This is a genomic window from Bacillus sp. FSL M7-1020, from assembly GCF_038050415.1.
GTDB classification, from domain to species: domain Bacteria; phylum Bacillota; class Bacilli; order Bacillales; family Bacillaceae_G; genus Bacillus_A; species Bacillus_A toyonensis.
The window spans coordinates 689,555-702,094 of record NZ_JBBOTW010000001.1; the positions used below are offsets into that span (position 1 = coordinate 689,555).

At 35.5% G+C, this 12,540-nt stretch carries 12 protein-coding genes and 1 riboswitch; of the genes, 4 read left to right on the plus strand and 8 right to left on the minus strand.

The genetic code is table 11. The features are described 5' to 3' along the window. Positions 1–38 precede the first annotated feature (38 nt). The gene (locus MHB70_RS03475) at positions 39–377 is read right to left on the minus strand and encodes a winged helix-turn-helix transcriptional regulator (RefSeq protein WP_001059478.1); all 339 of its coding nucleotides are present in this window, start codon (positions 375–377) and stop codon (positions 39–41) included. A gap of 169 nt (positions 378–546) precedes the next feature. Between MHB70_RS03475 and MHB70_RS03480 the strand changes: the two genes are divergently transcribed. Beyond that, positions 547–1,086, plus strand: a complete 540-nt coding sequence (locus MHB70_RS03480; RefSeq protein ID WP_000061962.1) for an ester cyclase — start codon at positions 547–549, stop codon at positions 1,084–1,086. A gap of 23 nt (positions 1,087–1,109) precedes the next feature. Then, positions 1,110–1,658, plus strand: a complete 549-nt coding sequence (locus MHB70_RS03485; RefSeq protein ID WP_000789203.1) for an NAD(P)H-dependent oxidoreductase — start codon at positions 1,110–1,112, stop codon at positions 1,656–1,658. A 49-nt stretch (positions 1,659–1,707) separates the two neighbouring features. On the opposite strand, the gene MHB70_RS03490 is transcribed toward MHB70_RS03485, so the two are convergent. Beyond that, entirely contained in the window at positions 1,708–2,226 is a 519-nt protein-coding gene (locus MHB70_RS03490; RefSeq protein ID WP_061529752.1) for a hypothetical protein, read from the minus strand. Between the two features lie 30 nt (positions 2,227–2,256). Further along, a complete protein-coding gene (locus tag MHB70_RS03495) occupies positions 2,257–4,017 on the minus strand; it encodes an SgrR family transcriptional regulator (RefSeq protein WP_141522018.1) in 1,761 nt (586 codons plus the stop codon). A gap of 84 nt (positions 4,018–4,101) precedes the next feature. On the opposite strand from MHB70_RS03495, the gene MHB70_RS03500 reads away from it, so the two are divergent. After that, the gene (locus MHB70_RS03500; protein WP_000508185.1) at positions 4,102–5,364 is read left to right on the plus strand and encodes an MDR family MFS transporter; all 1,263 of its coding nucleotides are present in this window, start codon (positions 4,102–4,104) and stop codon (positions 5,362–5,364) included. Positions 5,365–5,421: 57 nt separating this feature from the next. Here the strand turns inward: MHB70_RS03500 and MHB70_RS03505 are convergent, their stop codons facing one another. The 4 genes from MHB70_RS03505 to MHB70_RS03520 all read right to left on the minus strand — a co-directional run bounded on the left by MHB70_RS03505 (position 5,422) and on the right by MHB70_RS03520 (position 9,359). After that, positions 5,422–5,625, minus strand: a complete 204-nt coding sequence (locus MHB70_RS03505; RefSeq protein ID WP_001066489.1) for a hypothetical protein — start codon at positions 5,623–5,625, stop codon at positions 5,422–5,424. Between the two features lie 266 nt (positions 5,626–5,891). Continuing rightward, complete coding sequence (locus MHB70_RS03510; protein WP_053446049.1) at positions 5,892–6,407, minus strand: type 1 glutamine amidotransferase domain-containing protein; 516 nt, start codon at positions 6,405–6,407, stop codon at positions 5,892–5,894. Between the two features lie 267 nt (positions 6,408–6,674). Beyond that, the gene (locus MHB70_RS03515; protein WP_061529753.1) at positions 6,675–7,874 is read right to left on the minus strand and encodes an ABC transporter permease; all 1,200 of its coding nucleotides are present in this window, start codon (positions 7,872–7,874) and stop codon (positions 6,675–6,677) included. 60 nt (positions 7,875–7,934) lie between these two features. Beyond that, a complete protein-coding gene (locus MHB70_RS03520) occupies positions 7,935–9,359 on the minus strand; it encodes an amino acid permease (protein ID WP_001186296.1) in 1,425 nt (474 codons plus the stop codon). Between the two features lie 146 nt (positions 9,360–9,505). Next, a riboswitch (Lysine riboswitch) is annotated at positions 9,506–9,687 on the minus strand. A 200-nt stretch (positions 9,688–9,887) separates the two neighbouring features. Between MHB70_RS03520 and racE the strand changes: the two genes are divergently transcribed. After that, positions 9,888–10,715: a glutamate racemase gene (gene racE, locus MHB70_RS03525; RefSeq protein ID WP_061529754.1), complete on the plus strand. Its 828-nt coding sequence runs from the start codon at positions 9,888–9,890 to the stop codon at positions 10,713–10,715. A gap of 40 nt (positions 10,716–10,755) precedes the next feature. Here racE and gapN read toward each other — a convergent pair whose 3' ends face one another. Continuing rightward, positions 10,756–12,195 (minus strand): NADP-dependent glyceraldehyde-3-phosphate dehydrogenase, encoded by a 1,440-nt coding sequence (gene gapN, locus MHB70_RS03530; protein WP_000213647.1) that lies wholly within the window; start codon positions 12,193–12,195, stop codon positions 10,756–10,758. Positions 12,196–12,540 lie beyond the last annotated feature (345 nt).

A 12,540-nucleotide genomic window follows, 5' to 3' on the forward strand; every position in this document is an offset into this window, starting at 1 on the left:
AAAGCCTCTTACTATTTGTATGGTAAGGGGCTTTTCGTTTATAAACTTAATCCAAACCGCTTTAATTCAATAAAAATCCCCTCTAACTGCTTTCCTTTATCCGTTAAAGTGTACTCTACGCGGGGCGGAACTTCTGGATATACTTTTCGCGTTATAATCCCTTGTGCTTCCAATTCTTTTAGGCGAAGCGATAATGTTTTTGGGCTAATGCCGTCCATTGATTTTTGTAAATCACTAAAACGTAAAGTTCCTTCAATAAGAAGGTCACGAATGATTAAAAACGTCCATTTTGTACTGATTACGTCAAGCGTTTTAGCGATAGGACAAGGTATGCCAGGTAAACCTTTCGTTAATACAACTGAATCTATATTGTTCATGGAACTAGCCTCCATAAAAATTTTTTGAATGAATTTGCTTTATAGTATCACAAAACTATACTTTTGGTAACTATATGAAAAAAATATCACTACTTCCATAAAGAAAGTTAGTGCATATACAATAGCAATATGAAATAAAAAGGGTTTAGATGAAGAGGAGGTGATTTCCATGAGTATGAAAAAATTGTTTATGTTCCTTAGTTTGTTTGTTGTTTGTATTGTACTTGTAGCATGCGGCGTGGAAGAAAAAACTGAAATTCATTTATTAAAAGAAATGCCAAAGCCAAAAGCAATGACAATTGATTCTTCATTAAGTAAAAAGGAAGCGACAGAAATGGTTCATGCAGCGCAGCGTTTTTATGCATTTTGGGATACAGGTAAAGAGAATCTTATTCCGCATACTGTTACGGAAAATTTCTTTGATAATACATTACCGAAAGGTCGTCCGCAAGGTACTGAAGGATTAAAGGTTGCGGCACAAAATTTTCGTAAAGTCGTTCCTAATATACATTGCGAGATTGAAGATTTATTAGTCGTTGGTGATAAAGTAACAGCTCGTCTTTCTTTTACGGGAACGCATAATGATAAGAAAATCAATTTTTTTGCAATTGATATGTTACATGTGAAAGACGGAAAGATCACGGAAGACTGGCATTTAGAAGATAATCTTACGCTGAAGCAGCAACTGGGCTTAATAGCTGAAGAGTAGATCGTATAGGGGAGAGAAAAGCGATGAAAAATATTTTTATTATAAATGGACATGAGAAATACGGTACGAAAGAAGGACGATTAAATAGAACGTTAGTAGATTATATGGTAACGGTATTAAGCGAGAATCATCATGTGAAAACAACAACGATTCAAGATGGCTATAGTATTAAAGAAGAGCAAGAGAAGTTTTTATGGGCGGATGTTGTGATTTATCAAACACCAATTTATTGGTTTAGTGTACCGGGACTATTTAAAACATATATGGATGAAGTGTATGAATACGGTTTGTTCTTTAAAGGTGCTGATGAATATGGAACAGGTGGTTTACTAAAAGAGAAGCAATATATGTTTTCTACAACTTGGAATGCACCTGAAAAAGCATTTGGAGATAAGACGAAGTTTTTTGAAGGAGAAAGTTTAGAGTCAGCGCTTAGTCACTTACATCGCGTACAAAAGTTTCTTGGCATGAGTCCGTTAAAGAGTTTTGCTTGTTATGATGTGGTGAAGAATCCGGATATTGAGCAATATTTATTGAACTTGAAAAATCACTTGGATGGAGTAATTCAATAATAGTTTGTATTGTGAAGAAGGTACTACTAAGGATGTAGTACCTTCTCTTTTATGAAATACGTTGAAAATCTTTACTTATACAGGACTGCTTTAGTTTTTTTGATTTGATTAAATGTTTCATATCAGAGATGTTATCGTATGAAAGCTGAGTATGATAATAGTTAATGTACTCAAGTAATGCAAAAATATAAATAAATAGGGTGAATGATAGCCCACCTAAAGGTAAGTGGGGATACCAAATTACAAAATCAATAGTAAACGTAATAAATCCCGTGATAATGAATGCTATATTTATCTTTTTAAGTATTTTTAAATATTGAATCATCCTAATGGGCGTAACAGATGTTTTCTCTTTTTTTAGTCGTTTCCACTTTACGTACCAGTAAATTACTCCTTGTAATAAGATAAACTCTAAAAGAAGAAATGAGACCCAAAAAGAATATAGGGAATATAAATGTAATGTAGGATAAGCATAATTAAGTAAGTAACTTGTGAAGATAAAAGTAATGACTGAAAATAACTCACCTGTGTATAGATAGGAAAGTCTTTTTTCTAGGTTGCGTTTCATAGTTCCTCTCCTTTTATAATGACTCACATTTTAAGACATGGATGGCTGTATCCATAAATTTGCAAAATTTGCCCAACCGAATGAATCAATCGTTACATTTTTTAAAGAAGAAGGGTATGTTTTTCTTTTTAAAACGTGATAGTTAAATAAAATGATGTGTTCTGTTTGTAAAAATTCTTCGATTTCATACATGAGCTCGTAGCGCTTCTCCTTATTTCCTTCTAATAAAAATGTATCTAGCAAACAGTTAATTTGTTTTTCATAGTGCGGGTCCATGAACCGGTTTACGAAGCAACTTTTATTTTTAAATACATTTAAGAATGCAAGTTCATGATCGGCAGCAAATACTTCTCCCATAAAAATAATATCAGCATGTTGATCAATAGAACGATTCATATAATCTGAAACGAGAAATGGGTGAAGCTCTACTTGTATACCTAAACTTTCACATCGTGCTTTTAGGAAATGTGCATCATTTGCACTATCTTTAAATGCGAAGAAATAAATGTGTATCGTTTTTCCATTATAGGTGCTCTTTTTTAAATACTCTTTCGCTTTTTCTAAAGAGTAGGATCTTTTAGAAGCTTGACGGCTTCTTTCAGGGAAAAAACTTGATGCAGCAATTGTTCGTCTACCTTCTATGCTACGAATTATCGTTTCAACATCATATAGTTCTCTCCAAGCCTTTCGAAAGTACATGTCATGATGAGGACCAGGTTTTGTAAAGTTGAAGCCAGCATAAATACAACCTATTTCTTCTATTTGTATATCATGCGTTTCATTTTCTTCTTCATTTGGTAGTTCATAGTCAGCATCGATTTGTACATGATCAGGAATACCCCAAAATTCAATACGATCTAATAACGCGCGCTCTTTAAAATAATGAGTGAACGCTTCGAGCACGATATTATCTTCAGAGTAATAAGCAAGTTTGAAAGGTCCAGTACCTATGTAATGATGATTTTGGATACTCACATCACGCGGTAAAATTGCTAGTTGTATGGAACTTACATAGTGTAAGAAAAATAAATTTGGTTTTGCTAAATGAAATCGAATTTGCAGTGGTGATGGCGTTTCAATTTGAACAATTTCTTCTGTTAACCATTCGAAAGGAGAGTAAATTTCTTTTAGTCTTTCAAATGAAAATCGTACATCTTTAGAAGTTAAAACTGTTTCGTTATGAAAATATACATCCTTTCGTAAATAAAAAGTCCACGTAAGCCCGTCTTCACTTAATTCCCACGTATGCGCAATGTGTGGTTCCATTTTTTCAGTAACATCGTTATAAACGACTAACGTATCAAAAATTTGACTCGTAAGATGGCTCTCTGTAGTTACAGCCACAAAAGCCGGATCTAATGGAAATATCTTTCTCGATATAGGAATCTTTAATATGTCGTACATATCATTTGAAGGTTTGTATCCAAAATGATGATGTAGTTTATTTTCTAGCTTTTTTTGAAGGGCAAGGGGTAGGGGTTCTTTTAAAAGAAGAAAGATATCTTTTAATTTTTCTTGCGCTAACAGTTCATCTGTATAGGACTCAATCGCTTCTACGAAATTATGTATAAATAGAATTTCCGTTTTATTCCCGCGGCCTCGCCCTGGAGTCCAGTTAATTAATTGCTCCTCGCTCATTTTCTTTAATAAAATTTTTACGTTTTTCGTACTGCAATATAAAACATCCGCTAATTCTTGTAAGCTATTTCGCATATGTTGTTGATCTTGTGCATGTAGTCTTAGTCTAATGTAATAGTCCATAATTTTCATATATACACTTCCTTCTATCATAAAAGGGGAAACTCTTTAGAATATTCTAACCTTTTTCTTCCTTTTTTTCAAAGTAAAATAAGTAAGCATAAGGAGGGGGAAACGATGGGATTTTGGAGTATGCATCGAAATATAAAAATTAGAATTATAACTTCGTTTTTAACACGTACTGTATCCACGATGATTTTTCCATTTATGGCGATTTATTTTTCAATAAAATTAGGTAGTGCAATTGCTGGTGCGTTGCTACTTATTAATGTAATTGCTTCATTAGTAATTGGTTTATACGGTGGATATGTTGGGGATCGACTTGGTCGTAAAAAAGTAATGATTATCGGTCAAAGTATACAAGTCATTTCAATCGCTTGTATGGGGATTGCAAATTCAGATTATGTAGATTCACCGTGGCTAACATTTATCTTTATGTTAGTGAATAGTTTAGGGTCTGGTCTTATGAATCCTGCGACAGAGGCGATGTTAATTGATGTGAGTACACCGGAAAATCGAAAAGTGATGTACAGCATTAACTACTGGGCGATTAATTTATCCATTGCAATTGGAGCGATATTTGGAGGACTATTGTTTGAAAACTATAGATTACAATTGTTTATTGGATTAACAGTTATTGCAGTTATTACTTTATATGTGATGGCTCTATATATGGAAGAAGTGTATGTAGCACGAAAAACGGTGGAGAAGAAAAATGTATTAAAAGATATGGCGGATAGTTATAAAGTCGTAATAAAAGATAGAGCGTTTTTAATTTTTTGTGCAGCAAGTATATGTACATTATCTTTAGAGTTTCAGGTTAATAATTATTTAGGAGTACGTTTGCAGCAGGAATTTGAAACGGTGCACTTTTTCTTTGGGAATGGTGTGACGTTTGATTTAACAGGTATTCGAATGATGAGCTGGATTTCAGCAGAGAATACAATTTTAGTTGTGTTATGTTCGGCACTCCTTATTAAAATGCTGAAAAGCTTCAACGATTTGAAAATCTTATATGTAGGTTTATTCATTTATACAATTGGATTTACAATACTCGGAACGAGCAATAGCTTATCGATTTTATTAATTGCTGGGCTTTTCCAAACGGTAGGAGAGATGATGTATGTGCCAGTGCGTCAATCTATTATGGCAGATATGGTGCCGGATGAGGCAAGAGGTTCTTATATGGCGATTAACGGGATGGTCTTTCAAATGGCGAAAATGAACGGGGCATTAGGTGTTATGTTAGGTTCATTTATTGCATCTTGGGGCATGAGTGCTCTGTACTTTATTGTTGGTATGAGCAGTATTTTATTATTTATGAAGGCGATAGGGAAAGAGAAATATCAAGATGAAGGGAAGGTTTCTCAGATCGGATAAAGTGAAACGATATAAAAAGCGAACCAGTTATAATGAGGAGCGCTTTTTATACCATTTTTAAAACGGATCAACTTCAGCTAAATTTGGAGTGGTATTCGGCTGTAGTAAAAGATTTTTTAACGTTCCTACTTCAGAAAGTGCTACTAATATGTAGCCACTAATCAGTACAATAAGCCCAATGACGCGTAACGTTTGTAAGCTCACTTCATTATTATTCGTTTCCGTTGGATTTGGGGGCGTTGAAGGTGGAGTATTGTTCATAGTTAGGCTCCCATCTTTTGTATTTATATATGTGTAAAATCATGATTTAACTTATGGATAGGAATTATATAGTCATTTTCACTATATGAGAACTGCCTATGAATAGTGATTGGGAATTTTAGAGTGAGATAAGAGGTGTATTTGTGGGAGTCGGGTTGCCCATAAACACGCGATTAGTGTGAACTAATAATCAGTGGGGGATGAAATAAATCCCCCACTGATTATATTTTGTTTTTCATACAAATAAAAGAGGTTAACCAAAGTAGCTATCCTAATATACGCAACGATTCTTCAATAAAAGCGGGGATATCTTCCGGTTGTCTACTTGTGACTAGCTGATTTTGGCATACGACTACTTCTTTATCATGAAAGTTTCCGCCAGCATTTTTCAAATCGACCTCAATGGATTTATATCCAGTCACATCGCGTCCTTCAAGTGTTTGTGCAGTGATGAGTAGCTGAGGTCCGTGACAAATAGCGAAAACGGGTTTTTCCGCATCCATAAATGTTTTGCTAACGTGAACAAAACGTTCATCTGCACGAAGTATATCTGGGGAAAATCCGCCTGGTATGAAGAGGGCATCAAAGTTCTCTGGAGAAACATCATCAATACTTTTATCAATTACGACTTCACTTTTTCTTTGCTTACCGTGTACCGTTTTACCTTTTTCCATTTCAATAGTTGTTAATTCATATCCCTTTTGCTTAAAAGCTTCTACTGGCTCTGTATATTCTGTATCCTCGAAATAATCCGTTATTAAAATAGCAATTTTTTTACTCATTGCAGTCAGCTCCTTATATTATAGTATCGGTTCCAGAATCATCCTTGAGCAATGCCTTTTATAAAGTGAAACTTTAATTCATGTTTTTTCATTCCCTCCAGTTCCTTTGCCCTGTTAATTTAATAAATACCCTTTTTATTAGGACGTAAACATGTATTATCGTTTTTGTATGTAAAAATCATAAAATATCGGTTGTTTGAGGAAGAAAAATAAAAAAGCCAAGGAGATAATTTATTTTCTCCTTGGCTTTTAAGATAATTCTTTTCGTTAAAACGAAGAAACACGTTGCTTCGTTTTTGGTACAATAATAAATTTAATCCAGATTACCCCGATTATCATAATAATCAAGGTATGTAGTAATTGACCTGTAGCAATGAGTATAACACTCGAAAATACAATGAGTTGAATGCTTAGTAATATAAAGATTAAGCGAAGAAATTGATTCATTCGTTTTTCAGTATCAATCGGATACAATGCTACAATAATATTTCCCGAAAAATATTTCCAGAGGGAACGAAGCTGCATAGAAATCATATATAGGACGATATATGCGATAGCGCCTTTTACGTATGTGTTTGGTATAAAATATAAGGCGAAGGCACCAATCAGCCCTAAGCTAATATATATACCGAAATAATCATTCCCGCGTAAAAATGCTAGTGTATGTAAATAGAAGAAAGTTGCTCGTTTTTTATGTAATAAAGGTTCAATCCAATTTGTAAGCCATTTTCTTTTGTTTACTTGCTTATTAAGTTGCGGAACATCAGTAAAGATGCTAGCAAATTGATAAAAGCGAACATCCATTTTTTCTTCTTGCTCGATTATGTAATCCCACGGTATTCGTTTTGTAGGCTGTTTTTTCGTATATAGAAGTAGGAAAGCAAGTAGTAAGAGCAATCCGCCTAATATGAGAACATGTGCCGAGTAAAATAGCATGTAAATGATTAGGACGTTACAAGCAATACGAATAATGAACCATATGTTTTTTTCATGGCTATCACGCCACATCCAATATATGTACAGGTTCCAAGCTTTCGTAATCATTAAAACGATAAAGATTGTACATAAGAACGGTACAGTTAATTGTAATGATTGCATAGCAAGCGGAACGAGAATAAGGAACGTAAATAATAATGGGAAAATCTGAATGATGTAATTATATAGAAGAGATTTTTTAAAATAAGATGTTAGTTTCTCTTCTAATGCAAGCAAATAGACAGCATCAGGTTTTTGAATAAATGTACGGATCGGGCATCTCGTTATAATGAATGTAAGTACAATCGTGATGAGTAGTAAAGATATTCCTTTAGAAGGAGATGCTTTTAGAAACTGAGCATAGTAGTATGCACCAACGCATGAAATAAAGATAAAGCTATATAATAAACCGTTAATCATACGTGCAAAGTATGTAATGATGTTTTGCATATGTTGTTGGAAGCGACTGCTCCATAGTGATTCAATTGACATGTTTTTCACCTCTTTGTTCTATTATATATGTTTTACAAAAGAAAAAACGAGCAAATTGCGTTATGCAACTTGCCCGTTTTTCTTTTCGTTATTTTTTTTCTGATCACGATTCATTAATGGATAGAAGGCAAAGCCGATTACGAATAAACCAATTCCGAGAAGGAACGTTTTTATATCGGATGCGCCCGTTTTAATAACCCATAGTGCGTAGCAAAGTGCAATAACTGCGACTATACCATCCGTAATTCTTGCCCGCATTTCATTTTTATACGTTTCACCAGTTGCGACTAGTTTTAACTGGAAGATCGGTGAAACGAGATATGGAATGAGGTAGGCCAGTGTTGATACGGTAATAACGAATGTATAAGCTTCCGCAATGGTTCCTGATAATGTTGAGAATAGGAACACTTGCGACATAATGTTTGTTAATCGTAATGAATAAATTGGACTTCCTTTTTTATTTGTTTTTGTGAAGAAGGAAGGGAAGAAACCTTCTTTTGCTGCTTGATACGGTACTTCTGAGCTTAATAAAATCCAGCCTAAGATAGAACCGAATAGGGAAGTAAGAGCAAGTAATGCCATCAGTTTCCCGCCGCCATGACCCATTGCAGCATTTAGTGCATCTGCTAACGGACGTTCAGAAGCTTGTAATGTATCAACGTGAAGGACACCCATTGTTAAAATTGTAATTCCTAAGTAAATTGCAACTGTAATAAGTAATCCCGCAACTGTTGCCCGTTTTACCGTTTTTGGAGAAACAGCCCGGTTTGATAAAAGAACGGCTGATTCAATTCCGATAAACGCCCAAAGCGTTGTAAGAGCGGCTAAATTTACTTGTGAAAGAAGACCGTGTGATACACCTGATTTATCGATCATCGGTGTGTACCATTGTCCAAACTTAGAAGCTTCGAATGCAAATAACGTAACGACGATAAATAAAAGGAATCCAGTCACTTTCGTTGTTGTTGCTAAGAAGTTTAGCTTTCCAGCTCCGCTTACACCATTAGTTAATATAATATGAGTTCCCCAAAGTAAGATGGAACAAATCGTAAATGTAATTAGTTTTCCGACTTCTATGTTAAACGAACCGATTGAAAATAGTAGTCGTGTATCTTTCATAATTGGGAAGAAGAGTGATAAATATCCCGCGAAAGATGTAATAATAGCAACGTTACTTGCCCAGTTTGCAACCCAATATCCCCATACCATACTGAAACCAGCCATTTTTTTCTTTTTTGGTGTTGAGAATAAAGCATATGCATGACTTTGTGGTCCTGTCGTTAAATCAGGACGACGAATTGCTAAATTACCGAAAACAAGAGCTAGCATTAAAACACCAAACCCTGTTGTTAACCAAGCTAAAGTGACACCGAGTGGGCTTGCTGTTTGTGCCAATGTACTTGGCACCATGAAAATACCAGCGCCAACCATATTACCGACAACGAAAGCTGTTAGTACCCAAAAGCCCCATTTTTTTTGTTGCATAGAAAATACCTCCAAAGTTAGTATAACCAAGTCAAGCGAGGAGATATGTATGTCTTCCGATTAGAGAAGAGAAGTCCCAAACAAAACAAAAAAAGCACGTAATCTGCCGCTACATGCTTTCTATCTTATAAGAAACCCACGACATACCTCTCGATAGCTCTCCACAAACGAAACGTTTGTGACAGTTCTGCACTTATTAAATGCAGACCCAGCAAGTGTGCATGGTGGACACGACTTACTTCGGCAATCATTCCTTTCCCATTTCTTCATCAATGCCACTACATCTCCTGAAATGATACTCTTAATGACTGCAACCTCTACCTCACCGAGATACGAATGAGGATTTAAATATTAAATTAACGTATTTAAGAGTAACAAATGTATTTTTATACGTCAATGGATATAGTAATAATCAGATTATAGAGAAGAGTTTGTGATTAAAAGAGAGAGGGATTATTATGTAATATTGAATTTTCATAATATAATAAATGTTATTGACGCTAGAAGATTGAGAAGGGGATGAAGTATATGTCTGTATGTCATAAACATTCAGTAATAGGTGTGCTAGATTCGGGAGTTGGGGGATTAACAGTTGCGAGTGAAATTATAAGACAATTGCCTAAAGAGAGCATTTATTATATTGGTGATAATGAGCGTTGTCCGTATGGGCCAAGAAGTGTAGAAGAGGTACAATCTTTCGTATTTGAAATGGTTGAGTTCCTCAAACAGTTTCCGTTAAAAGCGCTAGTGGTAGCATGTAATACTGCTGCAGCTGCTGCATTGACTGCGCTGCAAGAAGCACTGTCTATTCCGGTTATTGGCGTTATACATCCGGGAGCAAGAGCGGCAATTAAAGTGACAAAGAAAGGGGAAATCGGAGTAATTGGAACTGTAGGTACGATACAGTCTAATATGTACGAAAAAGCATTACACGAGCTTGATACATATTTGGAAGTGCATAGTCACGCGTGCCCGACTTTAGCTACAGTTGTAGAAAATCAATTAGAAGATACAGCATATGTAACGCAGCAAGTGAAACAAGCTTTACTGCCATTAACGAAAGAAGATATAGATACGTTAATTCTTGGGTGTACGCATTATCCACTTTTAGAGTCCTATATAAAAAAGGAACTAGGAGAAGATGTAACGATTATTAGTTCTGCAGAAGAAACAGCGATAGAATTAAGCGCAATTTTACAGCACAAAGGAATCCTGTCTGACAATTTGAATCCGAAGCATCGATTTTTTACAACAGGCTCTGTTTTATCATTTGAACATATTGCTGAGCGTTGGCTAGGATATGAAATTTCTGTAGAATGTGTGAATTTACCTATGGAAAAACAACTCGTGAAATAAAAAGAAGCTGATCTAAAACTAGATCAGCTTCTATATAAGATTAAACTAAGTTCAATACAGTTACTTTTTCACGTGTCATAGACTCAAGGCTCTTACGAATACCTTGTGCGCCCATACCTGAACCTTTTACACCGATGAATGGGAAGTGATCAGGTCCGCGCTCTGTGCGTCCGTTAATTTGAACAGAACCAGTTTCGATTTTGTTAGCAATTGCAAATGCTTTGTTAATGTCTTTTGTGAAGACACTTGCTTGTAAGCCGAACTCTGATTTGTTAGCAATTTCAATTGCTTGCTCATCTGAAGAAACGCGGATGATTGGAAGGATTGGGCCGAATGGCTCTTCCCAAGCAACTTTCATTTCTTCTGTTACGTGGTCGATTAATGTTGGGTAAATTAAGTTACGCTCACGTTTGTTACCGATAACGATTGTTGCACCTTTTTCAACAGCATCGTCAACTAAACCTTGAACGAAGTCAGCAGATTTATCGTCAATTAATGGAACGATTGTGCTGTCTTGTTCTGGAGATCCAACTGATAGTTCAGCTACTTGCGCTTTTACTAAGTCAACAAGCTCGTCTGCTACGTTTTCGTGTACAAGTACACGTTTAATAGCTGTACAACGTTGACCAGAGTAAGAGAATGCACCGCTTACGATATGGTTTGCAGCATCTTGTAAGTCAGCATCTTCACGAACGATACCAGGGTCTTTCCCACCAAGTTCTAATACAAGTGGAATCATTGCAGCTTTTTTCGCTAAATGTTTACCTGTGTTTGTACCACCTGTGAACGATACCATATTGATACCTTCGTGTTCTACTAAGTAGTCACCAATTACAGAACCGCGTCCTGTAGCTACGTTTACAAGACCTTTTGGAAGGCCAGCTTTATGAAGTGCTTCCACCATTTTAATACCGCTAATTGCACCTTGAGTTGCTGGTTTGAAAATAACAGCGTTACCCATAATTAATGCTGGTGCAAGTTTTGCAGCAGATAAGTTTACTGGGTAGTTAAACGGTGCGATTGCTAATACAACACCAAGTGGTGCGCGTTGGATAATCGCAAGTTTTGATTTTGTTCCGCCAGGGAAGCTATCGCCCATCATGCTTTCTCCGTGCATATGTAAAGCTTCTTCAATTGTGTAACGAATGAAGTCAGCTGTACGAACAACTTCTTTCTTCGCATCTTTATATCCTTTACCGACTTCTTTCATAATAATATCGGCAATTTCATCTTGCATATTTACGAGCTCATCAGCCCATTTATATAAATATTTTGCGCGATCTTGTAGAGAAGCTTCAGCCCATGATTTTTGAGCTTCTTTTGCAGATGCAATTGCTTCATCTACTTCTCCGCGAGTAATTGCTTGTACTTGACCAATTACTTCGTGTAAGTATGGAGATGGAATGTCGATTGTTTGTCCTGAAGAGCTTTCTCTCCATTCTCCGTTTAAATAAAATTTGTACGTATTGCTAGTTGTCATGATTAGTCCTCCTAAAATAGCAACTTGTAAGAGTGAGTATAAGGTGATTGTAGGGGGTTTGATAATATTTTTCAAATGAAATGTTTGTGAAAACGATTTCTTATTCTTTTTTTATTTTGTATGCCCTTTCTTACAGAAGATTCCCTTATTTCTAACTTATTTATCGTGTTATGAACCATTCTTCATTTTTTTGTGATAAAAGACTATCTTACTCTATAACGAAAAAAACAATTGACAGAATACTCAATATAGTTGTAAGATAATAAATGGAAAATAAATGAAAGGGGTGTGCGTAATGATTGTAATCGTAAATGTAATGGGCTTAGCTCTGTTAAATAACAGAAA

Bases quoted from the DNA above. Each gene is read 5' to 3' on its own strand.
- MHB70_RS03475 (WP_001059478.1), bottom strand. From the start codon at position 377: ATGAACAATATAGATTCAGTTGTATTAACGAAAGGTTTACCTGGCATA.
- MHB70_RS03480 (WP_000061962.1), top strand. From the start codon at position 547: ATGAGTATGAAAAAATTGTTTATGTTCCTTAGTTTGTTTGTTGTTTGT.
- MHB70_RS03485 (WP_000789203.1), top strand. From the start codon at position 1,110: ATGAAAAATATTTTTATTATAAATGGACATGAGAAATACGGTACGAAA.
- MHB70_RS03490 (WP_061529752.1), bottom strand. From the start codon at position 2,226: ATGAAACGCAACCTAGAAAAAAGACTTTCCTATCTATACACAGGTGAG.
- MHB70_RS03495 (WP_141522018.1), bottom strand. From the start codon at position 4,017: ATGATAGAAGGAAGTGTATATATGAAAATTATGGACTATTACATTAGA.
- MHB70_RS03500 (WP_000508185.1), top strand. From the start codon at position 4,102: ATGGGATTTTGGAGTATGCATCGAAATATAAAAATTAGAATTATAACT.
- MHB70_RS03505 (WP_001066489.1), bottom strand. From the start codon at position 5,625: ATGAACAATACTCCACCTTCAACGCCCCCAAATCCAACGGAAACGAAT.
- MHB70_RS03510 (WP_053446049.1), bottom strand. From the start codon at position 6,407: ATGAGTAAAAAAATTGCTATTTTAATAACGGATTATTTCGAGGATACA.
- MHB70_RS03515 (WP_061529753.1), bottom strand. From the start codon at position 7,874: ATGTCAATTGAATCACTATGGAGCAGTCGCTTCCAACAACATATGCAA.
- MHB70_RS03520 (WP_001186296.1), bottom strand. From the start codon at position 9,359: ATGCAACAAAAAAAATGGGGCTTTTGGGTACTAACAGCTTTCGTTGTC.
- racE (WP_061529754.1), top strand. From the start codon at position 9,888: ATGTCTGTATGTCATAAACATTCAGTAATAGGTGTGCTAGATTCGGGA.
- gapN (WP_000213647.1), bottom strand. From the start codon at position 12,195: ATGACAACTAGCAATACGTACAAATTTTATTTAAACGGAGAATGGAGA.